The 24,982-nt window shown below is 67.5% G+C and carries 34 protein-coding genes, 2 tRNA genes and 1 pseudogene; 25 read left to right on the top strand and 12 right to left on the bottom strand.

Going from position 1 to position 24,982, the window contains the following annotated elements:
* The first annotated feature begins 43 nt into the window (after nt 1-43).
* Nucleotides 44-250 (top strand): hypothetical protein, encoded by a 207-nt coding sequence (locus ACGFNP_RS11195; protein WP_393317259.1) that lies wholly within the window; start codon nt 44-46, stop codon nt 248-250.
* Nucleotides 247-432, top strand: coding sequence for a hypothetical protein (locus ACGFNP_RS11190; protein WP_393317256.1), 186 nt, complete (start codon nt 247-249; stop codon nt 430-432). The genes ACGFNP_RS11195 and ACGFNP_RS11190 overlap by 4 nt, the downstream gene beginning before the upstream one ends.
* On the opposite strand, the gene ACGFNP_RS11185 is transcribed toward ACGFNP_RS11190, so the two are convergent.
* On the bottom strand, nt 392-763 hold the full coding sequence (locus ACGFNP_RS11185) for a winged helix-turn-helix domain-containing protein (protein ID WP_393317253.1): 372 nt from the start codon (nt 761-763) through the stop codon (nt 392-394). The two genes, ACGFNP_RS11190 and ACGFNP_RS11185, sit on opposite strands and share 41 nt — an antisense overlap.
* Before the next feature lie 100 nt (nt 764-863).
* Here ACGFNP_RS11185 and ACGFNP_RS11180 point away from each other — a divergent pair, with 100 nt between their 5' ends.
* From ACGFNP_RS11180 to xerC, 8 genes are all read left to right on the top strand, one after another.
* Entirely contained in the window at nt 864-1,193 is a 330-nt protein-coding gene (locus ACGFNP_RS11180; RefSeq protein WP_358046787.1) for a hypothetical protein, read from the top strand.
* Nucleotides 1,186-2,505 carry an FtsK/SpoIIIE domain-containing protein gene (locus ACGFNP_RS11175; protein ID WP_393317250.1) on the top strand — a complete coding sequence of 440 codons (1,320 nt, stop codon included), beginning with the start codon at nt 1,186-1,188 and terminating at the stop codon, nt 2,503-2,505. The genes ACGFNP_RS11180 and ACGFNP_RS11175 overlap by 8 nt, the downstream gene beginning before the upstream one ends.
* 23 nt (nt 2,506-2,528) lie before the next feature.
* The gene (locus tag ACGFNP_RS11170) at nt 2,529-3,182 is read left to right on the top strand and encodes a DUF2637 domain-containing protein (protein WP_393317247.1); all 654 of its coding nucleotides are present in this window, start codon (nt 2,529-2,531) and stop codon (nt 3,180-3,182) included.
* A gap of 21 nt (nt 3,183-3,203) precedes the next feature.
* Nucleotides 3,204-3,545 carry a hypothetical protein gene (locus ACGFNP_RS11165; RefSeq protein ID WP_393317244.1) on the top strand — a complete coding sequence of 114 codons (342 nt, stop codon included), beginning with the start codon at nt 3,204-3,206 and terminating at the stop codon, nt 3,543-3,545.
* Between the two features lie 15 nt (nt 3,546-3,560).
* The gene (locus ACGFNP_RS11160; RefSeq protein ID WP_393317241.1) at nt 3,561-3,722 is read left to right on the top strand and encodes a hypothetical protein; all 162 of its coding nucleotides are present in this window, start codon (nt 3,561-3,563) and stop codon (nt 3,720-3,722) included.
* 255 nt (nt 3,723-3,977) lie between these two features.
* The gene (locus ACGFNP_RS11155; RefSeq protein WP_393319645.1) at nt 3,978-5,315 is read left to right on the top strand and encodes a replication initiator; all 1,338 of its coding nucleotides are present in this window, start codon (nt 3,978-3,980) and stop codon (nt 5,313-5,315) included.
* Nucleotides 5,305-5,487 carry a helix-turn-helix domain-containing protein gene (locus tag ACGFNP_RS11150; protein ID WP_393317238.1) on the top strand — a complete coding sequence of 61 codons (183 nt, stop codon included), beginning with the start codon at nt 5,305-5,307 and terminating at the stop codon, nt 5,485-5,487. Before ACGFNP_RS11155 ends, ACGFNP_RS11150 begins: the two co-directional genes overlap by 11 nt.
* Nucleotides 5,487-6,785, top strand: coding sequence for a tyrosine recombinase XerC (gene xerC / locus ACGFNP_RS11145; protein ID WP_393317235.1), 1,299 nt, complete (start codon nt 5,487-5,489; stop codon nt 6,783-6,785). The genes ACGFNP_RS11150 and xerC overlap by 1 nt, the downstream gene beginning before the upstream one ends.
* Nucleotides 6,786-6,867: 82 nt before the next feature.
* Here the strand turns inward: xerC and ACGFNP_RS11140 are convergent.
* Both ACGFNP_RS11140 and ACGFNP_RS11135 read right to left on the bottom strand, forming a co-directional pair.
* Nucleotides 6,868-6,940: transfer RNA gene (locus ACGFNP_RS11140), tRNA-Arg, on the bottom strand.
* Between the two features lie 57 nt (nt 6,941-6,997).
* Nucleotides 6,998-7,543, bottom strand: a complete 546-nt coding sequence (locus tag ACGFNP_RS11135) for a hypothetical protein (protein WP_393317232.1) — start codon at nt 7,541-7,543, stop codon at nt 6,998-7,000.
* A gap of 125 nt (nt 7,544-7,668) precedes the next feature.
* On the opposite strand from ACGFNP_RS11135, the gene ACGFNP_RS11130 reads away from it, so the two are divergent.
* The 7 genes from ACGFNP_RS11130 (at nt 7,669) to ACGFNP_RS11100 (ending at nt 12,822) form a co-directional block, all read left to right on the top strand.
* Nucleotides 7,669-8,808, top strand: coding sequence for a histidine kinase (locus ACGFNP_RS11130; protein WP_358342591.1), 1,140 nt, complete (start codon nt 7,669-7,671; stop codon nt 8,806-8,808).
* Between the two features lie 34 nt (nt 8,809-8,842).
* The gene (locus ACGFNP_RS11125) at nt 8,843-9,469 is read left to right on the top strand and encodes a response regulator (RefSeq protein ID WP_393317228.1); all 627 of its coding nucleotides are present in this window, start codon (nt 8,843-8,845) and stop codon (nt 9,467-9,469) included.
* A 10-nt stretch (nt 9,470-9,479) separates the two neighbouring features.
* Nucleotides 9,480-9,794, top strand: a complete 315-nt coding sequence (locus tag ACGFNP_RS11120; protein WP_358342588.1) for a hypothetical protein — start codon at nt 9,480-9,482, stop codon at nt 9,792-9,794.
* A gap of 68 nt (nt 9,795-9,862) precedes the next feature.
* Nucleotides 9,863-10,321, top strand: coding sequence for a hypothetical protein (locus ACGFNP_RS11115; protein WP_393317225.1), 459 nt, complete (start codon nt 9,863-9,865; stop codon nt 10,319-10,321).
* A 1-nt stretch (nt 10,322) separates the two neighbouring features.
* A complete protein-coding gene (locus tag ACGFNP_RS11110; protein WP_393317222.1) occupies nt 10,323-11,054 on the top strand; it encodes a prolipoprotein diacylglyceryl transferase in 732 nt (243 codons plus the stop codon).
* A complete protein-coding gene (locus ACGFNP_RS11105; RefSeq protein ID WP_393317219.1) occupies nt 11,051-12,592 on the top strand; it encodes a radical SAM protein in 1,542 nt (513 codons plus the stop codon). Before ACGFNP_RS11110 ends, ACGFNP_RS11105 begins: the two co-directional genes overlap by 4 nt.
* Nucleotides 12,589-12,822 (top strand): hypothetical protein, encoded by a 234-nt coding sequence (locus ACGFNP_RS11100; protein ID WP_358342580.1) that lies wholly within the window; start codon nt 12,589-12,591, stop codon nt 12,820-12,822. The genes ACGFNP_RS11105 and ACGFNP_RS11100 overlap by 4 nt, the downstream gene beginning before the upstream one ends.
* Here the strand turns inward: ACGFNP_RS11100 and ACGFNP_RS11095 are convergent.
* From ACGFNP_RS11095 to ACGFNP_RS11085, 3 genes are read right to left on the bottom strand one after another with little or no spacing between them, the layout of a single operon-like run.
* Complete coding sequence (locus tag ACGFNP_RS11095; RefSeq protein ID WP_219534610.1) at nt 12,806-13,279, bottom strand: MaoC family dehydratase; 474 nt, start codon at nt 13,277-13,279, stop codon at nt 12,806-12,808. The two genes, ACGFNP_RS11100 and ACGFNP_RS11095, sit on opposite strands and share 17 nt — an antisense overlap.
* 11 nt (nt 13,280-13,290) lie before the next feature.
* Entirely contained in the window at nt 13,291-14,574 is a 1,284-nt protein-coding gene (locus ACGFNP_RS11090; RefSeq protein ID WP_393317215.1) for a hypothetical protein, read from the bottom strand.
* Entirely contained in the window at nt 14,571-15,056 is a 486-nt protein-coding gene (locus ACGFNP_RS11085; protein WP_393317212.1) for a SigE family RNA polymerase sigma factor, read from the bottom strand. Before ACGFNP_RS11085 ends, ACGFNP_RS11090 begins: the two co-directional genes overlap by 4 nt.
* A gap of 218 nt (nt 15,057-15,274) precedes the next feature.
* On the opposite strand from ACGFNP_RS11085, the gene ACGFNP_RS11080 reads away from it, so the two are divergent.
* Nucleotides 15,275-16,456 (top strand): ATP-binding protein, encoded by a 1,182-nt coding sequence (locus tag ACGFNP_RS11080; RefSeq protein ID WP_358342574.1) that lies wholly within the window; start codon nt 15,275-15,277, stop codon nt 16,454-16,456.
* Nucleotides 16,457-16,554: 98 nt separating this feature from the next.
* On the opposite strand, the gene ACGFNP_RS11075 is transcribed toward ACGFNP_RS11080, so the two are convergent.
* On the bottom strand, nt 16,555-17,346 hold the full coding sequence (locus tag ACGFNP_RS11075; RefSeq protein WP_393317209.1) for a MauE/DoxX family redox-associated membrane protein: 792 nt from the start codon (nt 17,344-17,346) through the stop codon (nt 16,555-16,557).
* Nucleotides 17,347-17,351: 5 nt separating this feature from the next.
* The gene (locus tag ACGFNP_RS11070) at nt 17,352-18,293 is read right to left on the bottom strand and encodes a hypothetical protein (RefSeq protein ID WP_358342570.1); all 942 of its coding nucleotides are present in this window, start codon (nt 18,291-18,293) and stop codon (nt 17,352-17,354) included.
* A 217-nt stretch (nt 18,294-18,510) separates the two neighbouring features.
* On the opposite strand from ACGFNP_RS11070, the gene ACGFNP_RS11065 reads away from it, so the two are divergent.
* On the top strand, nt 18,511-19,017 hold the full coding sequence (locus ACGFNP_RS11065) for a SigE family RNA polymerase sigma factor (protein WP_358342568.1): 507 nt from the start codon (nt 18,511-18,513) through the stop codon (nt 19,015-19,017).
* On the opposite strand, the gene ACGFNP_RS11060 is transcribed toward ACGFNP_RS11065, so the two are convergent.
* The gene (locus ACGFNP_RS11060; RefSeq protein ID WP_358342566.1) at nt 18,974-19,468 is read right to left on the bottom strand and encodes a MarR family transcriptional regulator; all 495 of its coding nucleotides are present in this window, start codon (nt 19,466-19,468) and stop codon (nt 18,974-18,976) included. The two genes, ACGFNP_RS11065 and ACGFNP_RS11060, sit on opposite strands and share 44 nt — an antisense overlap.
* A 103-nt stretch (nt 19,469-19,571) precedes the next feature.
* Between ACGFNP_RS11060 and ACGFNP_RS11055 the strand changes: the two genes are divergently transcribed.
* Nucleotides 19,572-20,135, top strand: coding sequence for a YceI family protein (locus tag ACGFNP_RS11055; RefSeq protein WP_358342564.1), 564 nt, complete (start codon nt 19,572-19,574; stop codon nt 20,133-20,135).
* A 263-nt stretch (nt 20,136-20,398) separates the two neighbouring features.
* A tRNA-Ser gene (locus ACGFNP_RS11050) sits at nt 20,399-20,487 on the top strand.
* A 76-nt stretch (nt 20,488-20,563) separates the two neighbouring features.
* Here ACGFNP_RS11050 and ACGFNP_RS11045 read toward each other — a convergent pair.
* A pseudogene (locus ACGFNP_RS11045) lies at nt 20,564-20,845 on the bottom strand (tyrosine-type recombinase/integrase).
* Nucleotides 20,846-21,279: 434 nt separating this feature from the next.
* Between ACGFNP_RS11045 and ACGFNP_RS11040 the strand changes: the two are divergent.
* Nucleotides 21,280-21,717 (top strand): GNAT family N-acetyltransferase, encoded by a 438-nt coding sequence (locus ACGFNP_RS11040; protein WP_393317204.1) that lies wholly within the window; start codon nt 21,280-21,282, stop codon nt 21,715-21,717.
* Nucleotides 21,718-21,728: 11 nt separating this feature from the next.
* Here ACGFNP_RS11040 and ACGFNP_RS11035 read toward each other — a convergent pair whose 3' ends face one another.
* The gene (locus tag ACGFNP_RS11035) at nt 21,729-22,154 is read right to left on the bottom strand and encodes a hypothetical protein (protein WP_393317201.1); all 426 of its coding nucleotides are present in this window, start codon (nt 22,152-22,154) and stop codon (nt 21,729-21,731) included.
* 161 nt (nt 22,155-22,315) lie between these two features.
* Here ACGFNP_RS11035 and ACGFNP_RS11030 point away from each other — a divergent pair, with 161 nt between their 5' ends.
* A complete protein-coding gene (locus ACGFNP_RS11030; RefSeq protein WP_393317198.1) occupies nt 22,316-22,654 on the top strand; it encodes a cupin domain-containing protein in 339 nt (112 codons plus the stop codon).
* Between the two features lie 39 nt (nt 22,655-22,693).
* On the opposite strand, the gene ACGFNP_RS11025 is transcribed toward ACGFNP_RS11030, so the two are convergent.
* Nucleotides 22,694-23,137: a GNAT family N-acetyltransferase gene (locus tag ACGFNP_RS11025; protein ID WP_393317195.1), complete on the bottom strand. Its 444-nt coding sequence runs from the start codon at nt 23,135-23,137 to the stop codon at nt 22,694-22,696.
* A 137-nt stretch (nt 23,138-23,274) separates the two neighbouring features.
* On the opposite strand from ACGFNP_RS11025, the gene ACGFNP_RS11020 reads away from it, so the two are divergent.
* Both ACGFNP_RS11020 and ACGFNP_RS11015 read left to right on the top strand, forming a co-directional pair.
* A complete protein-coding gene (locus ACGFNP_RS11020) occupies nt 23,275-23,424 on the top strand; it encodes a hypothetical protein (protein ID WP_393317192.1) in 150 nt (49 codons plus the stop codon).
* Nucleotides 23,425-23,628: 204 nt separating this feature from the next.
* Nucleotides 23,629-24,552, top strand: a complete 924-nt coding sequence (locus ACGFNP_RS11015; RefSeq protein ID WP_393317189.1) for a phosphotransferase family protein — start codon at nt 23,629-23,631, stop codon at nt 24,550-24,552.
* Nucleotides 24,553-24,982 lie beyond the last annotated feature (430 nt).

The raw sequence follows: 24,982 nt of genomic DNA, 5'->3' as shown, positions 1-24,982 counted from the left end.
CGGTTCGCAAGCAAGAACAGCGACCGGAAGGAGAGGTGATCACATGACCGACGAGATCTACCCCGACCCCGCCTGCGAGTGCGGCGCATGCCTGGAAGACGGCCAGACCCGGTGCCGCAAGTGCCTGGCTCGTGAGCGCTGGGTCAAGAGGCGGGCGGGCAAGCGAAAGAACAACCGACAGCGCGGCGAGACCCGCCGTCCCCCGCGCACCCCTCGCGGCCTCGTCGCGGCGGGGGTGACCTGGACGTGATTCCGCTGATCATCGCCGGACTACTCGGCGTCACGCTGCTGGTGGGCTACATCACGGTCCTGGTCGGCATCCGCCGCGAGGACAAGGCACTGAGCCTGCGGCAGCGCCCTGACGGGGTGTCGGCGTCGCTGGCCCGGAAGGTTACCGGCTGCTACGTCCGGAACGGGGTGTCGTGGACGTAGCCAACTGCTCCTCGACACGCGCGAGCCGTACCGACAGATCTTGTACGGCGGAGCGCAGCTCGGCCACCTCACCCGCCACGTCCCCCTCGGCGGCGGGCGCCTCGTCGGGGTCGCTGACGAAGACGCCCTTGCCCTGCTGCCCGATCACCAGGCCCTCGTTACGCAGGATGCCGACGGCCATCTTCACCACCGACAGCGACGCGTCGTACTGCTCGGCGAGCTGGGCCGTGGACGGCAGCGGAGTTCCGGGCGCGAGAGAGCCGCCGCGGATCTGCGCTCGGAGATCATCGGCGATCTGGAGATAGCCGGCCCGCCCGGTGTGCTTGACCATCACCGTCCATCTCACCACACCAAGTCGGCCACGCCAACATTGACAACTGAGCCAACTAGGTTAACTATGTTGGCTAAGGCGAATAAGGAGGTCACCGCCCATGCGTTCCGTCCCGATCCCCGTGGATGTCAGCAAGCTCGCCATCACCTGCGTCAAGGCCCCGCGCCCGCGCGTCCTCAACCGCGATACCGGCGAGATCAAGACCGACAAGAACGGCAACACCGTCTACGAGGTCACCGTCTCGGTCGAAGACGAGTTCGGCCGGATCGAACTCGTCAAGATCGGCACCACCGGAGAGCCGCCCATCACCACCGGCGACCAGGTCACCGCCGTCGGCCTGCTCGGCTACGTGTGGGAGATCGCCGGCCGGTGGGGCATCGCCTACCGCGCATCCGCCCTGCTGCCCGTGCGGGAGGCAGCCGATGTCTGACGCGCCCGTCCTGCTCGCAGTCCTGGCCGCCACGGCGGCCGGGCTGTGGGCCTGGCGCCGCTGGCACTACCCGTCCTTCTGGCTCGCACTCGGCTTCCCACTCACCGCTCTATCGGTGCGCACGTCCTGGCGGCGGGTCGCGCTCGGCTGCGGCCTGACCAAGAAGCGGCAACGCTGGTGGTTCACCACCGTGCCCGGCACGATCGCCTCCACCGGCCTGGTCAAGGTGCGCCGTCGCTTCCAGCGGGTCGCCGTCGACACCAAACCCTTCATCTGGCTGCCGTTGCCTACCCGCTACGGCTGGCGCGTCACCCTGCACACCCTGGAAGGCCAGACACCCGGCGACTACGCCGACGCCGCCGAGCGCCTCGCGCACTCCTGGGGCGTGCACGCCGTACGGGTCTCATCACCCCGGCCCGGCCGGGTCGTGCTGATGGCGACCATGCGTGACCCGCTGGTCAAGGTCGACGAGCTCCCACCGTCGCCGGACCTGCTCAAGGTGACCGTGGGGCGTCTGGAGACCGGCCGCCCCTGGGTGATCGACTTCCGGACAGTGCCGCACTGGCTCAACGCGGGCGCCACCCAGTCCGGCAAGTCCAACCTCGCCAACGCCCTCATCGTCGCCCTGGCCCCGCAACCCGTGGCCCTGGTCGGCTTCGACCTCAAGGGCGGAGTCGAGTTCACCCCCTACGCGCCCCGCCTGTCGGCGCTGGCCACCAACCGCGCCGAGTCGGTCACGCTGCTGTGCGACCTCGTCGGCCTGATGATCGACCGGATGGGCCTGTGCCGTCAGACAGCCGCCCGCAACATCTGGCAACTCCCGCCCGCCCTCCGCCCAGTGCCAGTCGTGGTCCTGGTCGACGAGCTGGCCGAGCTCTACCTGATGGCCGACAAGTCCGAGAAAGACGAGATCGCCAAGACCTCGACCGCCCTGCTGCGGGTCGCCCAGCTCGGCCGGGCGTTCGGCATCTACCTGTTCTGCTGCGGCCAAAGGATCGGCTCGGACCTCGGCCCCGGCGTCACCGCACTGCGCGCGCAGTGCTCCGGACGGATCTGTCACCGGGTCAACGATCCGGAGACCGCGACCATGACGCTCGGCGACCTCGACCCGGCCGCCCTCGCGTCGGCCCGCGCTATCGCCGCCGAAACACCCGGCGTCGCCATCGTCGCCGGCCAAGACGGCCAGTGGTACCGCGCCCGCTCCTTCTACGTCACCGAGGCCACCGCCGAACACGCCGCCCGCACCCACGCCGACCTCGCCCCGTCCTGGGACGAGATCACCGCCCACCTACCCGAACCCGCTAACGCCTGACCACAGCAAAGGAGGGTGCGACGATGCGGCGCTTGGCCTGCTGGATGCTCGACACCGGACCGGTCCTCGTCCTGGCCGTCATCGCGGGTGCTGGATCGTTCACCCACATTCGCGACACCGCCACCGAGCACGGCCAAAGCGGCTGGATGTCCTGGGCCGTAGCCGTCTGCATCGACCTGACCTGCGTCATGGCCGCCCGCGAACGCCAACGCGACAAGAAGCACGGCAAGGACCGGCGCGGCCTCATCTCCTGGCCCGTCCTCGTCCTGACCGGCGGCATCATCCTGTCTCTGGCCGCCAACCTGCAGCAGGCTGCCCCGACGGCCTGGGGCTGGATCACCGCCGCCACTCCGGCAGGCGCGTTCCTCATCGCCATCTCGATGCTTGAACGTCGCGCTGCTCGTCCTCGTCCCGAACCGTCCGCGGCTTCGTCCTCGCCCGTCCTCGCTTCGTATCCGGTCCCCGAACTCGTCCCGAACAACGACTCGGCCGAGGACGACAGTCAGGACGACCAGGACGGCGACCTCGCCCCCGCGCTCGTCGACTACGCCCGCCGCGTCGCCGACGAACACCACGCCAAACACGGCAGGCCGATCACCCGCGACGCCCTGCGCGCCCACCTGGGCGTGTCCAACCAGCTCGCCTCCGATCTGCTGCGCACCCTACGAACCGCCTGACCAGAAGGGAGACCTCATCCCATGACCAACGACCACCACAGGGCCCTCATCAACGGCCTGCTCGACCTGGCCGCCTTCCTGGAAGACCACCCCGACCTGCCCGTGTCCCCGAGCCTCACCCTGCACCACTTCTCACGCCAGGACAGCGACGCCGACCAGTGCGCCGAGATCGACCAGATCGCCGCCCGCGTCGGCTCCCCCATCGACTACGAAGACTCCCCCTACGGCCACTACGCCACCTCCGTCTTCTTCGGCCCCGTCGAATACCGAGCCGTAGCCATCTCCGCCGCCGCCCGCGCCCGCCACGCCGCCGAAACCAGCTACCACGGCTGCATTCAGCCCGACCCGACACCCGCCGCCTGACCAGGAGAGACGATCATGCGCATTCGCCTCGAAGGAACCCGCACCGAAGTTATCGACGCTCTGCTCCACCTGCGCCTGTACTTCACCGTCATCGCCGCTTCACGGCTCTACCCCAACCGCGCCAATCCCTGCTACTGGCGCATCTACCTCACCACCGCGCCGCGCGAAAGGGGGTGACCGGCCTTGATCGAAGTGGTCCGTTACCACTGCTGCACCTGCAACGGGAGCGGCCTCGACAACGACCGCGACCGCTGCCGCGACTGCGACGGCACCGGCATCGACAACCACGGCGCCTAAAGGCGCAGCGCCCCCGGCCTGGCTGTACATCCGCCAAGACACACGCCAGGTCGGGGGCCATCCCTCCACCCAAACGAGCAAAAGGAGGTCTCCATCTTGCCCACAACCCACACCACCGCGCACGCAAAAGCGGGCATGATCGCCCGACTCAACCACCCCGACTACGACCGCTGGGCCGCTCAAATCCACCGCACCGGAGGCTGCCGACAGCCCATCCACCTACGCGGCAAGGTCGAACATTGGGACCGCGCCACCGGCGGACTCTTGCACCGCTACACCACTCGCACCGAGCCCGACGGCGTCCTGCGGGTGCCGTGCAAGACCCGCCGCGCCTCCCGCTGCCCGGCCTGCGCCGAGACCTACCGCTCCGACACTTACCACCTCATCCGCGCGGGCCTGATCGGCGGCAAAGGCGTCCCCGAGACCGTCACCACCCACCCGACGCTCTTCGTCACCCTGACCGCCCCGTCCTTCGGCCCGGTCCACGCCCACAAGGACAAGAACGGCAAGGCCCTGCCCTGCCACGCCCGCCGCAACGCCGAGACCTGCCCCCATGGGCACGTCATGGCCTGCACAGAACGACACAGCACAGACGATCCCCGTCTCGGCGAACCGCTCTGCCCCGACTGCTACAACTACACCGGCTCCGTCTTGTTCAACGCCCTGGCCCCGCTGCTGTGGAAGCGCTTCGCCGACTCCGTACGCCGCCACCTGGCCAAACTCGGCGACCTAGCCCTCAAAGACCTCCGCCACCACCTCACGCTCTCCTTCGCCAAGGTCGCCGAATACCAGCGACGCGGCGTCGTCCACTTCCACGCCGTCATCCGCCTCGACGGCCCCACCGGCCCGGCATTCCCGCCCCCTGCCTGGGCCACCACCGACGCCCTAACCCAAGCCATCCAACACGCGGCAAGAGCCGTCTCCGCCACCGTCCCAGCCCACGACGATCAACCCGCACGAGTGCTGCGCTGGGGCAATCAGCTCGACATCCGCCCCATCACCCTCGACGGCGACCTCACCGAACAAGCCGTGGCCGGCTACATCTCCAAGTACGCCACCAAAGCCGCCGAATGCGTCGGCACCCTCGACCGCCGCATCAACCCCCTCGACAACCTGCAAGCCTTCAACCTGCGCGACCACGCCCGACGCCTCATCACCACCTGCATGCACCTCGGCGCACTCGATGAACTGGCCGAACTCCGGCTCATGGACTGGGCCCACATGCTCGGCTTCCGCGGCCACTTCTCCACCCGCTCCCGCCGCTACTCCACCACCCTCGGCGAACTCCGAGCAGCGAGAGAGCGCTTCGTTCACACCGAAGAGGTCACCCACGGACGCCTCCCCCTCTTCGCCGAAGACACCGTCCTCGTGATCAGCGAATGGGAGTACGCAGGCAAGGGCCACTCAGCCGGAGACCAACTCCTCGCCGCCGCGCTCTCCGGAACGCAGTCAGGCGGGCTACATGACCTGTGAGCTGCTCACCGTCCCGCAGGCCATGGCCGCCCTGAAGGTCAGCCGCTGGACCCTCTACAACCTCATCCGCTCCGGCGAACTCGGCTCCGTCGTCGTCGGCGTCCGCTGCCGCCGCATCCCCGCAACCGCCCTCAACGACTACGTGACCTGGCTCTGCGAGGAGGCCGCCTGATGCCCGCCAAGACCGCACTCGCCACCCCAGAGGAGCCCAAGCGCCCTCGCCAAGGCCGTCGTACCCGCGCCAACAACGAGGGCTCGATCTTCCCCTACAAGAACGGCTGGGCAGGCTACGTCTGGGTCACCACGCCCGAGGGCCAGAAGACCCGCAAGTGGGCGTACGGCAAGACCCGCGAGGAGACCCACGAGAAGTGGCTCCAACTGCACGAGCAGTCCCGCAAGGGGCCAGTGCCGACGAAGAACCCCACCTTGGCCGCCTTCCTGTCCCGCTGGCTGGAAGAAGTGATCAAACCCAACCGGGAACCGACAACCTACGTCGCCTACGAGCCACTCGTCCGGCTCTACATCATCCCCGGCCTGGGCACGAAGCGCCTGGACAAGCTGACCGTCCGCGACGTACAGACCTGGCTGAACACCCTGCCCACCCTCTGCACCTGCTGCGATCAGAAGAAGGACCACAAACGGCCCGAACACAAGCGGCGGTGCTGCTCGCTCGGCAAGTGCTGCAAGGGCTACCCGTCCCGCGGCACCATCGCGGGCATTCGTCGCGTCCTGCGCTCTGCCCTCGGCCATGCCCTGCGGGAGGAACTGATCTCCAAGAACGTCGCATCGCTGACCACGCTGCCGAGCGCCAGCAAGACCAAGAAGAAGCGTCAGCACACGGTGTGGACCGTCGACGAGGCCCGCAGGTTCCTCGAACACCTACGAGCGATCGACGACCCGCTGTACGCGGCCTACGTGCTCATCCTCGTCCTGGGCCTGCGCCGCGGGGAGGTCCTCGGCCTGGCTTGGGACTGCGTGGACCTGGGCGGCGAACAGCTCTGGATCTCCCGCCAGCTCACCAGGGTCGGTGGCCGGCTACTCCACCGCGAAACGACCAAGACCGACGACTCGACGGCATCCCTCCCCCTGTTCGGCCTGTGCGTCTCGGCGCTGCGGCACCGTCAACGCGTCCAGGAGGAAGCACGCAAGGCCGCCGGTAAGAAGTGGAAGCCCTCGGGCCTGACGTTCACCACTCGGACCGGGACACCGATCGAACCGCGAAACTTCAACCGGGCCTTCGAGAACCACTGCCGCAACGCGGCAGTCCCGCGCATCCGCGTGCACGACACCCGCCACACCTGCGCCTCACTCCTGGCCGCCCTCGACGTCCACCCGCGCGTGGCCATGCGCATCCTGCGTCACTCGCAGATCTCGATGACCATGGACGTCTACACGCAGATCCCAAGCCCAGAGACCCGCAAGGCGCTCGACCAGTTGAATAAGCGTCTGACTACGGATCAGAACGCTTAGCCGCAGACGTTGCTGTACAACGCTGCTGTACGACCACGAAAAAGGCCCTCCGGGATGATCCCGAAGGGCCTTTGACGTGCTGTGCGGCCGGAGGTACTCGAAACCCCAACCTTCTGATCCGTAGTCAGATGCTCTATCCATTGAGCTACGGCCGCTCGCTGCGTGAACCAGCATAGCGGGTCCAGAGCCGTGCCTCGAACCAGAAACCGCCATCACGTTCCAGTAGACCCCACCTTCTTTGGCCAAAGGGTGTAGCTCAGTGGCCAGAGCAGGGCGATCAGTGGCACCTTCAGCATGCCGTACATGAAATCGATCAGTGCGCCCGTGCGGGACGGTTCGTTGACGAGCCAGACCAGACCGAGCACAAGAACGCAGGCTATGGCGTACGCGAGGACGATGCGGAGCCATAAGCCCCACTCGTAGCGGGTGCGGGCCGTGCCGCCCTCGGGTGGTTTCCAGGGAGGGGGGCCGTCGGCGAAGCGGTGGCGGAACTTGGCGTCGGCCCAGCGGATCGTTCGGTGGCCGAAGACGATGGAGTACGCCAGGTACGCGGCCGCCAGGCCGTGCCTCAGGTCGGCCGTGGCGCCGCCGCGCATGTCTATGACGGCTGCCGCCAGGAGGATCACGTCCAGGAGCGGTACGCAGATGAGGAGGGCGGTGCTGAGTCGGCGGCGGTTCCAGAGGTAGCGGCTCGCGAGGCCGAGTCCGAGCAGGAGCCAGAAGCCGACTTCGCAGCCGATCAGGATGGCGACAATCACGCATCCCATCCTTTTCTACTCTTCTGCGCGGCACATCGTCAGTGAAGACGAGCCTGTGGATACATCGAAGTGTTTATCCACAGGCGGACCCACGAAGGAGTGAACCGGGGCCGGACGGTGGTGGGATGGGGGACATGAAACGGGAGGCGTCGTGGGCCGGGCTGGCCTTCGTCGTGGGCCTGCTCCTGATCGTGGGTGGGGCCTACAGTCATCGCGGGGTGCCCGCGGGGTGGCTGGTGGTGCCGCTGGCATTCGTGTGTTCGGCGGTTGTGGTCCGGCAGCGGGCTCCGCTGGTGGGGCTGGGCTTGGGGACTGTGGGGATCGGGGTTGATCTGTTTTTAGGGCCGTCGTTGCCGACTGTCCTGATATTTACGGACAACGTGTATGCGGCGGCGTTGTATGGGCCGGCGCGGTTCTCGCGGTGGTTGCTGGGGATCGCCTCTGTGCTGGCGGTGTTGGCCGGGGCCGCGGCGGGGGTCGTGGCACGTGACTGGCGGGCGCTGGCGGTGATCGGGATTCAGGCGGGGCTCGTGCTGATCACGCCGGTGACCACGGCCATGGTGTTACGCCAGCATCGTGACCAGGCCGCGGCCGAACGCGCCAGGGCTGAGCAGGTGGCGCGGCTTGCCGAGCTCGACCGGCAGGCGGCGATCGCGACGGAGCGTACGCGGATGGCCCGGGAGCTGCATGACATGATCGCCAACCACTTCAGCGCGATCGCCATCCAGTCGACGGGCGCGCTGTCGCGTAGGGATCTGGATGCGGCGGCCGTACGGAAGATCATGGAGTCCGTTCGGGAGAACAGCCTGAAAGGGCTGGCCGAGATGCGGACCATGATCGGGCTGTTGCGGCAGGAAGGGGACGAGCCTGACGCCACCCGGCCGCGGCTGGCCGACGCCGAGAGTCTGGTCGAGCGGTCGCGGCGGGCGGGGATGACGGCTGATCTACGTGTTGAGGGAGAGGCGCGGGAGCTGTCTCCGGCGGTCGATCTGGCCGGCTATCGGATCTTGCAGGAGGCGCTGACCAATGCGCTCAAGCACGGCGGGCGGCCGGTTGCCGTCGAGGTCGTCTATGAGCCGGAGCAGGTGACGGTGGCTGTGGATAACCCTGTGGATGGACGTACCGCTCGGCTGCCCGGCGCTGGAGCGGGGATCGTCGGGATGAGAGAGCGGGCCGCGTTGGTCGGGGGGTCGTTCGAGGTTGGGGCGGACGGGGGTTCGTGGCGGGTCAGGGCCACGCTGCCCACACCGGGAAAGGGTCCATGAACGCGTGCGCGGTGAGTAGGGAACGAGTGGTGGGATGACGATCAAGGTGCTGGTCGCGGACGATCATGCGGCCGTCAGGGCGGGGCTGGTGCTGATTCTCGGTGGGGCGCCGGACATCGAAGTCGTCGGGGAGGCGGCCGATGGTGAGCAGGCGGTGGAGTTGGCTCGCGAGACCCGGCCCGACGTGGTGTTGATGGATGTGCGGATGCCGAAGCTCGACGGCATCTCGGCGACCAGGGAGCTCGCCGGGGTGGCCGATGTGTTGATTTTGACGACGTTCGATGTGGATGAGTATGTGTTCGGGGCGTTGCGGGCGGGGGCGGCGGGGTTCCTGGTGAAGAACACCGACGCGGATTCGCTGATCGCGGCAGTGCGGCTGGTGGCCAGGGGTGATGGGCTGATCTCGCCCACGGTCACGCGACGGTTGATCGCGGCCTTCGCCGAGCAGCCGGTACGCAAGGATCAGCAGGTGGAGGGGTTGACGCCGCGCGAGCAGGAGGTGCTGGCCTGCGTCGGGCGCGGGCTGTCCAATGCCGAGATCGCCAGGGAGCTCGACATGGCCGAGGCGACCACCAAGACGCATGTGAGCCGGGTGTTGAACAAGCTAGGACTCAAAAGCCGGGTGCAAGCGGCGATTTATTACTCGGAAGGCCCCCGCTAGTCTGAAGGTCGTGACCATGCCACCGCCTCCTCAGCCGCCGCGGCCGACGGGCTTGATCGTCGGCTTGGCGTTCGCCGGAGCTTTTGGGTACTGGGTCCTCAATGTGGTCGTCGGCATTATCGCCTTGAGCGCGGGGTCGGCGGTCGCGATCGGGGTGGGCGCGGGGTTCCTGGCTGTGGTCGGGCTCGGTGCGGGGATCGTGCTCGTGGTGCTGCGTAAGCCGTGGACGCTGGGGGTGGGGCTGGGGTTGATGATCGGATGGGCGCTCGCCTCGATCGTCACGGCCGGCTACTGCACGGGGCTGAATCCGGGCATGTACGCATGACCGCACCGGCACCGGCACCGGACGGCCACGACGATGGGGCGCCACCACTCGGAGGAAGCGCCCCGACCTTGGAGGACAAAAGCGACGGAGGGCCGCCCGAGCAAACCGGCGGGCCTCAGCCTCGGCAAGCCGACGACCCGCCACCCGGACAAACCAGCGGACCTGCGCCCCAGCAAGCCGACGGACCGCCGCCCGGGGAGAAACCGAAGCGGCCACCCACCGGCAAGTCCATCGCTCTGATCATCGGGCTGGCGTTCGCCGGCCTGGTCGCCTACAGCATCGTCAACGCCATCCTAGGCATCCTGATCTTCATCAGCACCCTGGACCAGAACGGTCCGAACCACCCCATCATCATCTCCTGCACGATCTTCCTCGCCCTCCTCGGCCTGGGCGCCGGAGCGGGACTGCAGTTCCTGCACAAACCATGGGCCACCGGCCTGGGCCTGGGGTTCCTGATCGGCTGGGTGCTGTGGACGATCCTGTCCGCCGGGATCGTCACCGGCGTCAGCCCGGACCTGTACACCTGACATGCCCCTCCACGAGATCTTCGTCGGCCTGGGGGTGCTGGTCGCGTCCGTGGTCTTCGTGCACGAAGCCCGCCGACGCGGCGCGCTGAACGAGCAGTCGCTGGTGGCCGTGACCGGTGCCCTGGTCGGCGGCGCGATCGGGATGCGGCTGGCGGGCTGGCTGGAGACGCTGAACCTGTCCGACCTCTGGCTGTACGGTTCGCGGAGCATCCTCGGCGGCTTGACCGGCGCCTACATAGGCGTACTGATCGCCAAAAGGATCATCGGCTACAAGCAGCGCACCGGCGACCTGTTCGCCCCGGCGGTGGCGCTGGGCATGGCGGTGGGCCGGATCGGCTGCCATCTGACCGAGGCGCCGGGCCGTCCGACCGAGCTGCCCTGGGGCGTACACGCTCCCCCGACGACGCCCGAGTGCCCCGGCTGCCTGACCGGCCAGGCCATGCACCCGTCGTTCATCTACGAGATCATCTTTCAGCTCGCCGTGTTCGCCGCCTTGCTCTGGGCGCGGAGGCGGCTCACTGAGCCGGGTGAGCTGTTCACGCTGTACCTGGCCGCGTACGCCGGCTTCCGCTTCCTCGTCGAGTTCACCCGCGCCAACGAGACCGTCTGGCTCGATCTCACCAGGCCGCAGTGGTTCCTGATCCCCGGCCTGCTGCTGCTCGCCCTGAGGCTGCGGTACGGCTGGCGGCGCGGCCACTACGATCCCCTCTTCAAGCGGAAAGTCATGACATGAGCACCGGAATGGGCCTGCGGGGTGACCGCATCCTCAGGTACGTCAACGCCTTCTGTCCCCACTGCCACGGCCAGGACCTGGAGCGGGTCGAACGGCTGAGCGGCTACCTGACCGTCCGCGACGAGCGGGTGTGGCTGGAGCGCGGCTGCCGCGAACACGGCCTGGTCAGGACTCTCTACGACGAAGACCCAGAAATCCTGGCATATCTCGAGGAATGGACCGCACCCACAAAGCACCACATGCCGGATTTGACCGGCAACTTTAAGCCGGTCCCCGCCGCCTACCTCCAAGGGCTGCCCGAGATGCAGACCCAGCACACCTGCATCCTGCTCGAAGACATCGCCGAAGCCTGCAACCTGCGCTGCCCCACCTGCTTCGCCGACAGCTCCCCCGACCTGACCGGCATCGTCCCCATCACCGACATCCTGGCGAACGTCGACCAGCGCCTGGCCCGCGAGAACGGCCGGCTCGACGTTCTCATGCTCAGCGGCGGCGAGCCCACCCTCCACCCCGAGCTCGCCCAACTGCTCGCCGAGCTCCACCAGCGCCCCGTCACCCGCATCCTGATCAACACCAACGGCGTCCTCATCGCCAGGGACGACGCCCTGCTCGACCTCCTCACCGAGCACCGCGAGCGGGTGGAGGTCTACCTCCAGTACGACGGCAGCTCGGCCGAGGCGTCCAGACACCATCGGGGCGGCGACCTGCGGCACCTCAAGGCGCAGGCCGTACAACGGCTGTCGGAGCGGGAGATCTTCACCACGCTGGTGATGACCGCCGCGCTCGGCGTCAACGACGGGGAGATCGGCGACGTCGTACGGCTGGCGCTCGACACGCCGTTCGTCGGCGGTGTGTCGCTGCAGCCGCAGTTCGGCTCGGGCAGGTCGGGACCGATCGACCCGATGGACCGCCTCACTCACACCGGCGTGCTCAAGCGGCTCGGCCCGCAGACCGACGACCTGGTGACCTGGCGCGACCTCACCGCGCTGCCCTGCTCGCATCCGCACTGCTGCTCGGTCGGCTACCTGATCCGCGACGACGCGCAGCAGTGGCGTTCGCTGGTCGCGCTGATCGGCCCCGACCGGCTCAAGGCGAACCTGGGCCTGGTCTCCAACCGCATCGCCGACACCGAGATCCCCCACGAGCTGCGGCTGGCCGTACAGGAATCGCTGCTCGGACTGCTGTCGGAGCAGTCGTCACTGTCGCACCCGCAGATCGGCGACCTGTGGCGAGACATCTGCGAGAACTGCGACCTCGGCGTGTCCACGCTGCTCACGCTGGCCTCTTCGGCGCTGCCGGGCAGGCGGAAGAAGCTCCGCAAACTGCTCGGCGAGCGGGTGGTGCGGGTGACGGTCAAGCCGTTCATGGACATCTCAACCATGATCGAGGAGCGGCTCACGCAGTGTTGCGTGCACGTCGGCACCCGGGCCGAGCAGGACCAGTGCGCGCCGTTCTGCGCCGTGCAGGCCTGGCCGCAGTTGTCGGAGCAACGGCTGTCGGCGGTGGCCTCCAGGCCTCAGCTCAAGGTGGTCACGTGAAGGATCCGCTCCGGTTGTGCGTGTACGCGACCGTCGCGCTGCTGGCCTGGCTGCTGGGGCCGTGGGCAGTGCTGGGGTTCGCGGTCCTCGGGTTCGCCGGGTACTGGAAGGCGCGCCGGGCCGGGCTGACCCAGAGCAAGTGCGTGCTCAAGGACACCCGGCTCGTACTGGCCTATCTCGGGCTGCTGGCGCTCGTCGCGGCGGCGGCGATCATCAATTCCCTGCGGTGAACCCATCGGGGATGTACAGGCTGAGCGTCTCGGCGATGCAGGCGGGGCGCCTCTCGCCCTCGATCTCGATCGTCATCTTCAGGTTGGACAGGTAGCCGGCGGGCGTGCCCTTGACGTCGCTCAGCTCGCCCAGCGCCCTGACCCGCGCGCCGACCGGCACCGGTCTGGGGAAACGCACCTTGTTCAGGCCGTAGTTGACGCCCATCTGGATGCCCTCGACCCGCACCAGCTCGAACATGAACGACGGCAGCAGCGACAGGCTCAGATAGCCGTGCGCGATCGGGCCGCCGAACGGCCCTTCCTTGGCCCGCTCCACGTCGACGTGGATCCACTGGTGGTCGTCGGTGGCGTCGGCGAAGAGGTTGACCTGCTCCTGAGTGATCGTGCGCCACTCGGTCGGGCCGAACTTCTCGCCGACGGCCGCCTTGAGTTCTTGTACGTTCGCGAAGGTCCGCATGGCTCCGAACGCTATTGCGCGGGCGGGACGGCTGCCAAGTTGAGCACCCAGTACTTGTCGGGGTTGTTCCCCTTCGTGGTGCCCCAATAGAGGACCGTACTGGGCTCCAACGAGTTGCTGCCGATCCAGCTACCGGGCTTCTCGATGCGTGCCACGTTGCCGGTGTTCAGGTCGTACACGGAATCGCCTGCTCGCAGGAAGCGGTCGAGGACGGGATACGGCCTGGGCCCCCCGATGAATCCGAATCCAGGCACCTTCCCGATTCTGGTCCCGTCGAGGCGCTGGAAGAAGGCAGCGCCGCCCTGGCGGCCGCTACACCAGACCGGCCCGCATCGCACGCCCTTCATCTTGTCCTTGATCACAACCTTGGTCACGGTCCCATCGGCCAGGTTGACGATCTTGGACTGGTTGCGGTCAGGCTCAATGAACACGTTGCCAGCATCGCCCGCCCACGGCCAGCTGATCAGGTGCAACCCATCAGTTTTAGGCACGCGATTGGGGGCACCGTCGGCGAACGGCTTCCGGTATACGCCGCCCTTCCGCGTCGACCAGACGATGCTCTCGCCGTCCGTCCCGACGGTCTCGACGTCCGCGGCGGCGCCGGTCAACGTGACGGCCAGCTTGGCCTTGCCGCCGGACAGCGGGGCCCACCAGAGCTCGGCGATCCAGGTCCCGTTCTTCTTCGCGGTGGTGGACCAGACGACGTTCCTGCCATCGGTCGAGGCGGCTGCCTGGAAGTATCCCTTCAGTCCCGGGGTCCTCGGGACCTCTGTCACCACCCGGAACTTACCGGTCTTGGTGTCGTACACCTCGATCCTGCCGGCCTTACCGACCGAGGGCTCCGCCTTGAGCAGCACCTCGGTGGCGCCGATGCCGGTGATCGGCCGGTAACGCCAGCCGTCGGCGTTCTTCGCGGGCATCTGGATGAGCGCCTGCGGCCAGAGCTTCGCGACCGGTATCCCCTGCGCCTGCGGCTTAGCAGTCATGGTCGTTGTCACCGTGACCTCCGGACCGGGAGTCGGAGTCACTTTCTTACTGGGACGCGGCCGAGCCTCGGTCGTCACCGTCGTGGCCGGCCGGGCAGCCGCCTCTTCTCCGCCCCCGCTGGAGAAGGCCCCTCGGGCGACGACCGTACTCGTGCCCACCACCGCGACCACCGCGGCCGCCGCGAGCAGTTGCGCACGTCGTCTGGTCCGCCGGCGCCTGCGTTTGTTGACTCCGGCGATCAGGTCGAGCTCGGGCGCCCGATCCGCCGCATCGCGCAGCGTCCCGCCCAGTTCGTCCTCTGTCCTCATGCCCGTCCCCTTTCCAGCACAGCGGGCCGGATCCGGAGCGTGGCGAGCGCCCGGTATGCCTGGCTGCGCACAGTTCCCCGTGAGATGCCGAGGATCGCGGCGATCTCCTCATCCGGCAGGTCCTCGTAGTAGCGCAGGACCAGCACGGTCCGCTGCTTCCTGGGCAGCGTCGCGAGCTCCTTCCAGAGCTCGCCGAAGGAATGTCTGTCGTGATAGATGCCTTCGGGGACGTCGTCGGTCAGGTGCTCCCTGCGCCGCCGGCGCCACCAGCTGATGTGCTGACGGGCCATGGTCGTGCGTACGTACGCCTCGGGGCTGTCCTTGTTGCGGACCCGGTTCCAGGTGTCGCTCAGCTTGAGCAGCGCCTCCTGGACCAGATCAGCGGCGTCCTCGGCGTTGCCGGTGAGCACGTAGCCGTACCTGATCAGAGCCGAACCCCTGGCCCGGACGAATTCCTCGAACTCCACATCACCGGGACGCATGAGCCGCCCGCTCTGTTGCAAAGATCTTTACTCGAAACCATCGCGCACGTGTTCGAGTGCGCGCTACAGTTCTCGGTACCGACTCGAACAAGGGTTCGGCCTGGTGGGAGGGGGTGTGTCCGATGACGATACTGGCGACGGCCCCTGCTCGGACACGCCGTAGCGCTTTCTTCCCAAATCTAAGACGGCCGCTATATCCCGCAATAAAGTCCGAGAGCGTGGACCCCGTGCGCAATCCTTACGCCCCCGGAGCCGGACAGCGTCCGCCGGAGCTCGCCGGGCGCGACCGCGAGCTGCAGCAGTTCGAGGTCGTGCTGGAGCGGGTGGCCCGCGGCCGTCCCGAGCGCAGCATGGTCGTCACCGGCCTGCGCGGCGTCGGCAAGACCGTGCTCCTCAACACGTTCAAGTCCATGGCGATGCAGCGGCTGTGGGGCACGGGCAAGATCGAGGCCCGGCCCGACCAGTCGATCCGCCGTCCCGTCTCGGCCGCGCTGCACATGGCGATCCGCGAGCTGGCTCCCCGGCATCGCGCGCCGGAGCGCATCGAGCAGTTCCTGGGCGTGCTCAAGGCGTTCGCGATGCGCGACCCGGCCGCCGCCAAGGGCACCTCGCACTGGTCGCCCGGGATCGAGGTGCCGGCCAGCCGTGGCCGCGCCGACTCCGGCGACCTTGAGATCGACCTCACCGAGCTGTTCGTCGACGCCGCGAGCGTGGCCACCGATCTGGGCGTCGGCATCGCGCTGTTCATCGACGAGATGCAGGACGTGCAGCCCGCCGACGTCTCGGCGCTCTGCGCCGCCTGCCACGAGCTGTCGCAGTCGGGCGGGCCGCTGATCGTGGTCGGCGCGGGCCTGCCCCACCTGCCGAGCGTGCTGTCGGCCAGCAAGAGCTACTCCGAGCGGCTCTTCCGCTACGCCCGCATCGACAAGCTCGACCGCGAGGCGGCCGACCTCGCGCTGATGCTGCCGGCGCGGGAGGAAGAGGTCGAGTTCACGCAGGACGCCCTCGACGCCCTTTACGAGGCGGCCGACGGTTATCCCTACTTCGTCCAGGCGTACGGGAAGGTCGCCTGGGATCTGGCGCCGCGCAGCCCGATCACCCTCGACGACGTCAAGGTGTCCGCGCCCGAGGCCGAGGAGGAGCTCGCGGTGGGCTTCTTCGGCAGCCGCTACGAGCGGGCCACCCCGGCGGAGCGCGACTACATGCACGCCATGGCGCAGATCGGCGACGAGCCGGTCGCCACCGCCGAGGTGGCCGACGCGCTGGGGCGCAAGCCGTCCAGCCTGTCACCCGCCCGCGACAGCCTCATCAAGAAGGGGCTCATCTACAGCGCTGAGCGCGGTCTGATCGCGTTCACCGTGCCGCATTTCGGGAGGTTCCTGCGTGCCCAACCGATCTAGGCGACACCCCTAGTCCTCTATTGGGCTGTCTAGTGGGGAAGCTAGATAGCCCAATAGAGTCATATCCTCTGTCGAGGGTTCTATAGCGCTGTCTAGCGTCAGGCCGATACAGGCGTATAGACCGGCATAGCGCCGCTGTCCTCCGCGTTGACCACGGCCACCCGTACGGCCGGGCGCCGCCCGCTGAGATAGACCGCGAACACGACGTCGGCCCCATCCCGCCGCTCGAAGGCGAAGAAACGCCAGCACAGCTCGCGCCAGCTGTCGTACGGCTCCGCCGCGGTGAGTTGGTCCCGGTGCTGGCGCCAGGGGCCGCTCGACCGGAGCCTGGCCAGCGTGACCTCCACGGCCGGGCCCCGGCGCTGCTCGCACGGCGCCCGATAACGCAGCCGATCCGCCATCTCCTCAAGCTCGGGCGACAGTACGAGGAGCACGACCACCCCGGCGGCCACGAACCACGAGGGCTGCGCGAAGGCGAGCCAACCGGGCTCCTCAGCCCATAGCGACAGCACGGCCATCCCGGTGAGCACCATGGTCCTGGCGACCGAGCGCAGCCCGACGGGTGCCCCGCTCACCTCGCCGAAGCATCCGCATCCCGCGTCGGGCCGCCGCCTGCGTACCTCCAGCAGCACGTACGTACACATGGCGAAGAACGCGACCGCCGCCCACCTGAAGACCGGGGATGTACTCACCAGCAGCCCCGTCGCGATCACCAGCTCACCGATGGCGCAGACGACCAGCATCGGCACCTCGATGCGAGCGGGCATCAGCGCCGCCGGCCCCAGCCGGGCCAGCGAGCCCATCTCCCCGCCCGAACGCACGGTGAGCACCTTCGCCACCGCCCCCAAGACGAGCAGCACGATCAGAGCAGGCAGCTGCGATGCCAGCACGAGCGTCACCCCAATCCGATCTGCGCGTTGAAGCACCCTTTGACCAGGTCGCCGCCCAGCTCCACGTACGAGAAGGGCGACAGCTCGACGATCCGCCCGCGAGGAGAGGTGTCGCACTCGACGCATCGGTCGCAGAAGCGCCCGGCCACGCAACCACACGCCACGATCGGCACGTTAGCGGATCGATCGGCACAGGCGTTCCGAACCTGCAGCATCGACCCGATGGCCAGGTACGGCAGGCCGACACACGACACCTCGGCGTCCGGGCAGCCCACATCGGAGCGCTCCACCATGGGGTAGGCGGCCCCCCGATCCTCCTCGTCGAAGGCGTCGGACCAGGTCGCGGTCCCGGAGATGCGTGACTGCAGGCCGGCGTAGGCGGGCGGCGGAGCGGGGACCGCCCGCGCCGGATAGGCGGGCTGCGAGGTCGCCGGCAGCAGAGCCAGACTCACCCCGTCCTTTCTGATGCCGATCGCGTCGAACAGGAACCCCGGCTCGAACCGCGCATGGCGTACCAGGATGCGGCCGGTCGCCCGGTAGGGCACGACGATCGTCCGGCGGCCCCGGTGCGGCCCGCAGTCGAGCTTGACCGTCACGTCCTTACGTCCCTCGACGGACAGGATGGTGCCGGTCATCCGGGTGATGCCGGCCCAGAATCGCTCGACCACCCGGCCGTCGCGCAGCGTGCGCATGATGACCGTCGAGCCCACCGGCAGATCGCCCGGCACCAGGTCGCCGCCATGCCAGGCGGTGGCCCACGGCGCGATGACGAGCCGCTCTTCGTCGCCTTCGGGGGTCTCGATGATGACCAGGTGCGGGCTGATGTCGCGGATGTCCCCCATGACCGCGCGCAGCGGATCCCCTTGCTCGGGACCTGGGGCGCCGGCTTCCCGGCCCAGTGCCGCAGCCGCGAGCACCCGGCGGCGTTCCACGCTCGGATACCCCATCAGTCCCTCCCTGGTCGCGCTTATAGCGTCACACGACTCCGAGGGCTGCTTCGCCGTACCCATGCATAGAGAGCAAAATACGCACCCCTCGGGACAGAAGTTGACCCTCGGCGACATACAAACCGCCACCGACCTTGACCTACCTTTATCGTCGGCGGGCCGAATCCTGAATTCCGGTTACGCCCGATCTCGGCCTTTGGCTGCGATTCTGGCCAGGATGCAGACCTTCAGGTGGGAAGAGGAGTTCCGCGAGTACGTCATTACGCGCGGGCCCGCCCTGCTGCGCACCGCCCACCAGCTCACCGGACATCCGCTGGACGCGGAGGATCTGCTGCAGAACGCACTTACCAAGACGTACCTCGCATGGGACCGCATCCAAGACAGGGCCGCGCTCGACGGATATGTACGGCGGGCGATGGTCAACATCAACATCTCGCAGTGGCGGCGGCGCCGACTGGAGGAGTACCCGTCAGAGGACCTGCCGGAGGTCGCCCCGGAGCCCGAAGCCTGCGGTGACGTACACGAACTCCTGGAGCAGGCATTGTTTCGGCTGCCCACCCGGATGCGGGCCGCGATCGTGCTGCGCTTCTACGAGGACATGACCGAGCCGGAGATCGCCAGAACGCTGGGCATCACCCTGGGCACGGTCAAGAGCACGATGTCGCGCGCCATGGCCAAGCTCAGGGCTGAGCTGGGCATTCTTCCTCGACAGCCCCCACCGTAGCGCAGGGCCGTACGACCTCCCGGATCCTGCGGAGGGTGGCCAGGAAGACTTCCAGCTCCTCCGCGCTGAGCAGGCCGGTCAGGCACGTGTCGATGTCCTCGAGGTGGCGGGGCAGCACCGTTTCGAGCTTCTCCCGCCCGGCGTCGGTGAGCGTGGCGTAGGACGCCCGCCGGTCGGTGGCGCAAGCTACCCTGGCGACCAGGCTGTCGCGTTCGAGCCGGTCGACCACCCTAGTCACGCCGCTCGTGGACAGGCCGGTCTGAGCGGCCAGATCGCTCATCCGCAGGCTCTGCCGGGGAGAGCGCCCGAGCCGCAGCAGCGTCTCAAAATCGATATCGGACAGCCCGGCAGCGTTGAACACCGGCTGCAGCCGGGCTGTAAGACCTGCGTGAACCTCCGCCAGCAGGCCCATGGCCGTCAACCGGGGGTCGTCAATGTTGACCACGTTCATACTGTAGCGGACGATAGTTGACGCGAGGAATATTCCTCGTGTAGACATTTGTTGCCGCAGACATCCGCACAGCAAGCACCTAACCCCTTCTGAGGAGAACCCCATGACCACCCGCACCTGGGAAGGCCTGACCGTCCCCGCCGCCGGCACCTACAACCTGGACGTCGCGCACAGCCGCATCGGTTTCGTCGTCAAGCACATGATGGTCAGCAAGGTGCGCGGCAGCTTCGGCGACTTCACCGGCTCCGTGACGATCGCCGAGAACCCGCTCGAGTCGTCCGCCGAGCTCACGATCAAGACCGAGAGCCTCACCACCGGCGTCGCCGACCGTGACGGCCACCTGCGCAGCGACGACTTCCTGTCGACCGAGAAGTACCCGGCGATCACCTTCACGAGCACCCGCGTGGTGAGCCACTCGGGCGACGAGTTCACCGTCGTCGGTGACCTGACGATCCGCGACGTCACCAAGGAGATCGAGCTCACGGTCGAGTACGGCGGCGCCGGCACGAACCCGTGGGGCCAGGCGGTGTGGGGCTTCTCCATCACCAGCGAGTTCGACCGCGAGGACTTCGGACTGACCTGGAACCAGGCTCTGGAGACGGGCGGCGTTCTGGTCGGCAAGAAGATCAAGGTCGAGATCGAGGGCGAGGCCAACCCGGCCGCGTAACCCCGCCGACCCCGCTGACCCCTTCGACCCCTTCGACCCCTTCGACCTCGAGATTCGCGCGCCGGACCCGCTCGTCGGGTCCCCGCGCCGGACCTCCGCGCTGAGCCCGTCCCGGCACGCCTTGGGGCGGGCTTGCTGTCTGCCGTGTTGTCCACAGGGAGTTATTCACAGGCGGTGGATAACCTTTGGACAGGCTGGGATGGGGAACGACTTTGCTGCCTTGGCAGAAGGCCGGTACGCTGTCCTGAGCCGCGTGGCTACCAGGAGGATTCGCCTAGTCAGGTCTATGGCGCCGCACTGCTAATGCGGTTTGGTGGCAACACCATCCGGGGTTCAAATCCCCGATCCTCCGCACGTCGAGGGCCCTTCCCAGATTCTGTGGAAGGGCCTTTTTCGATCTCTATGGGACTCAGGGTTGCAGTTGGCTCTCAGCCAGGGCCCCAGAGCGCTTCGTCCATGCGGTGGCTGGCGTCTCTCATCTGCATCGTTGCTACGTGGGTGTAGCGCTCTGTGGTGGTCACGCGGGTGTGGCCGAGGATCTCCTGAACCACCCGGATGTGTACGCCTTACTCGATCAGCAGGGTCGCTGCGGTGTGCCGGGCGTCGTGGACTCTGGCGTCTCGTACACCTGCCTGCTTGAGGATGGACTTCCACTGTTTCCAGTCCTCTGTGCGCTCGATCGGGCCGCCGGTCCGGGTCGTGAAGACCAGGTCGTGATCAGTCCACCTGCCCCCTGCCCTCCCCTCACACCAGCCGCCGGCCTCTGGCCGCGCCGCCGCCCCAATGCAGCCCTACGATCGCCACGGGGTGGCCGATGTCCCGCCGTGGTCAGGGGCGATCGGTGAGCCAGAATTCGTTCCTCACCCCGGCTCACCGAGGAACGTGGGTTGATCGCCCTTGTCTCGTGTCGACCGGAACAGGAGCCTCCGGCGAGGGCGCTCAGGTTCTGGGACGAACCCGTCACCGTCATCTCAGGACAAGCCGAGCAGGCCAGAGACAGGGGTCAAGGTCGTTCAGACGTGGGGCGCTCCACCTACCCATCCGCGCAGGACCACGCGCGGCTGCCGGTCCGCTTCGCTCGGAAGTGGCCGCGTCTACACAGGCCAGTTTGACGTCTCTGGGCTGGTGGCGTTGGGTGACTGGCGTGTCCAGATTACATTTTGAAGCGGTAGATGACGCAACGCTTGAGGAGTGGCGGCATGTCCACAACGCGATCATCCCGACCGATCCGCTGTCGCTGGAGGACGTACGGGAGCGTCGGCAGCGGTTTCACTTGGAGTTGGGGTATGCCGGCGACGTGCTTGCCGGCTGCTCCACCGTACGCCCTCCGATGGACGATGCGGGAACGGCCACAGTGATCGTGCGGGTGCTTCCCGAGCACCGTCGGCAGGGGATCGGTGGGGAGTTCTTCCAGCGTGAGTTGGAACATGCCCGGGCGATGGGTAGCAAGGTCATCGAGACCGTAGTCCTGGAATCCAACCAGGACGGACTGCGGTTCGCACTTTCCCACGGCTTCGTCGAGATCGAGCGTTACGTGCTACCCGGCCACACCATCCCTTTCATCGATCTGAGACTGACGTAGCCGCAGAGCCATCAGGCCTCCGCGAGCCCCTGAGCGGTCACGAATTGGGGGGTGAGCTTGCTCTTGCCCGTGCGCTTCCGGAACACCAGGCCGCCGCCGGCCCGCTTCGGGCACCTGTCCGCGTGGCCGGTGCAGTCCTTGGCGCATGGACGCCTGTAGCAGGTGTGGGCGCGCTTCTTGCCGTCCGCCTTGCAGTCTCGGGTGTGCTTGTGGTCATTGCAGTTCTTCTTGCACGCCTTCTTGTGCCACCGTTCTCCACAGGCGTGTGGATCGGCGCAGCCGTGCAGCCATTCGGACCGCTGGACCTGGAACCATGCCCTGATCTCGCCCGTGGTCAGGTTGATGTACGACCAGCGCAGCCCGAGAGCCTCGCCCTGGCGGATGCCGAGCGACAGAGCGACCGACCAACACGCGCCGTTCCTTCTCACCTTGGCCACGTCGAGGATATGCCGGGCCTCGTCTCGGGTCAGCGGTTCGATCTCGGTTGGGGTAGCCGCCGAAGGAGCATCTACGAGCGCCGCGACGGTCACTCGTCCGCACAAGGGGTTGAGCCGGAGTGGAACGGTAAGAGTTGGCTATCCGTAGCTATGCTTCCGCCATGCAGATCATCGAAGGGGCGGGGGCGTGGACGCCGCTCGCCGACGGCGCGGCCAACGACTGGGTAGAGCACCTGAGAGTGCCGGCCCTGTCGGTGGGAACGTACTGCATCCCGGCCGGCGGGCTCGACAATCAGAGTCCGCACACCGAGGACGAGATCTACGTGGTCACGGCGGGGCGGGCCAAGATCGTGACGCCGGACGGTACGACCGAGGTGGGCCCCGGTTCGGTAATCTTCGTGCCTGCGGGCGAGGAGCACCGGTTCGACGAGGTGACCGAGGACCTGGCACTGCTCGTGGTGTTCGGCCCGGCATACGGCTCGCGCACGCCGGGCCGGTGAGCCGCTACTGAGGCCAGACCGGCTCAAAAGTCGGCGGGTCTAGAGGCTCTGCAGGTCGCGCACCCGCAGGCCGAAGGCCGACAGGCCCTGCTCGTGGTGCTCGATCAGGTCGAGGCGGCGGTAGAAGGCGTGGTTTGCGGGGCCTTCCGCGGTGGATTCGTGGTCGGTGGTGAGGACGAAGTAGCGGCAATGCGCGTACCGGTCTTTGAGGTGCTCCAGCAGTCGGCGACCGATGCCCTTGCCGTGGTGTTGGGTGTTGACCAGCAACTCCTGCACGTAGCAGACGATCTCGTCATCGGACACCGTCCGCGCCAGGCCGAGCAGCTTGCCCGACTCGTCCCTGGCGGTGATGACCAGGTGCGAGTTGGCCAGGCTCCGGCATACCCGGGCGACGTCGCGCGACCACGGGTGCCAGCCGACCGAGTCGTAGAGCTCAAACATCTCGACCTCGTCGAACGACGTCTCCTGAGCGATGATCACCACTTATGGGGCTCCCTGATGTACTCGGCGTAGAGTGACGCGTCCGAGCCTATTCGGCCCTTGAGTAGCTACCAATCGACCAGTGGCGCCGGCTGGAACGAGGCCTGGGCGGCCGTCACTACCCCACCGCCGACAAGGTCGTGGCCAGGGTCGCGATCATCGCCCGCGACCGGCGCGTGCACGCCTACCTGCACACCCAGGTCGCAATCGGCCCCATCGCTGAAAAACCCACTCTGACCTGGCATTTCGACCAGGGCGCCATCTCTATCTCTGTCTCCTCGATCTACTGAACGTGGACCCTCGAGATCTCCGCTGAAGATCAGTCACGTGCGGGAAACGGCTCTAGCTGACCTTGTAGACATCCTCAAGCTCGTGCAGGCTTCCGGGCAGCGCCAGGCTCATGGCCAGCAGCACGACCCCGGCAGGGTCATGCACGGCACGCATCCCGGGTAAAGCGGGTGCATCGACGAACTGTCAGCCCTAGATTGCGTGGGGTGAACCTTTCACATCTCGGCGCGCCGATCGATCCGATGACCCGTGTCCACGGCGGGTTCGCCAACCGGATGTACCGACTCGACACCGACCAGGGGTCCTTCGCGGTGAAGGAGTTGAACCTCCTCGATCGCCGCTGGACCTACCGCGCCGAGGACGTGTTCAGGTTCGAGCGGGCGGCCTTCGCCGCCGGCATCCCAATGCCAGAGCCGATCTCGGCCAGCCACCACACGCTCGTCCACCGGTGGGTCGAGGGCGAGAAGATGCCCGAAGCACCCGTGTCGCCGGCGTACGCGTTCGAGATCGGTGAGATTCTGGCGCGCATCCACGCGCTCGACGTCGCGTGGACCCACGTCTCGATCGAGGACCCGACATCACGGGACTGGCCCGAACTCGCCGAGCGGGCGACGGCGACCGGGCAGCCGTGGGCCGGCGAACTCACCTCCCAGGTCGAGACGCTCCTCGCAATTGCCCGCTTCGTCGACACCTGCGAGCGACCAGGCCCCGTCGTGCTGACCCACAAGGACATCCAACCGTGGAATCTACTCGCTCGAGAGGGTCGGCCGGTGGTGCTCGACTGGGAGCTCTCGGGGATGCTCAACCTATCCAGTGAGCTCGGCTCGACAGCGCTGAGCCTCGCGAAGGGGCCCGGCTTCGACGACATCAAGCCCGCCATCTTCCGCTCGGTCCTCGACGGCTACGTCGCAGGAGGCGGAGCGCTGCCGCCGTCGGGTCCAAGCTGGTTCGTGTTCATGATCAGCGGCTGGCTGGGGCACACGCGGTGGAACATCCTCCGCTGCCTCGCCGGTGTCGAGGCCAGCACCGGCCCTGACCTCGCGCTGTCGCACGAGTCCGTGCGCAACGGAGTGCGCGGCCTCCCCGAGCTGTTCGGCCGACTTCCCGAGCTCGAGGCGCTGCTCAGGTGACAGTGACCCGCTACTGCGCCGGGTGCGCGGCGCGAACGCGCGTCCCGATCTCGCTCGAGGCGACAGTCGATGACCCCCATCGACACGGACACCTGCCTCGGACCTGGTCAGGCGCCGGAGGCGCGATCGGGATCGCGGGCGTCGCCTGACATGGCGCGCTCCTAGCGGGTGCCGACCGTGGCAAGTCTGCTATTCACTGTGCGCCGGATGCTGTTCCTCCTGCGGCTTGCAGGCCGCGTCCCTCCGAAGCGTCGGCGAACGGGACGACCCCGACGACACCTGTCCGTCGCTTCGTGTCTAATTAGTCGGGCGTAGTCAGCGACAGCCGGACCGACGCCGAATCAGGTTGCAGTTTGGGTTGCAGTTTGGGTTGCAGTTCACTCGCAATCCAAACCGTTCCAGCACGACCGCTCAACTGTGTTGGTCCACA

It is taken from the genome of Nonomuraea sp. NPDC049269 (assembly GCF_043197155.1).
Lineage (GTDB): Bacteria > Actinomycetota > Actinomycetes > Streptosporangiales > Streptosporangiaceae > Nonomuraea.
The sequence above is the reverse complement of the archived record's forward strand: the minus strand, read 5'-3'. Positions and strand labels throughout refer to the sequence as shown.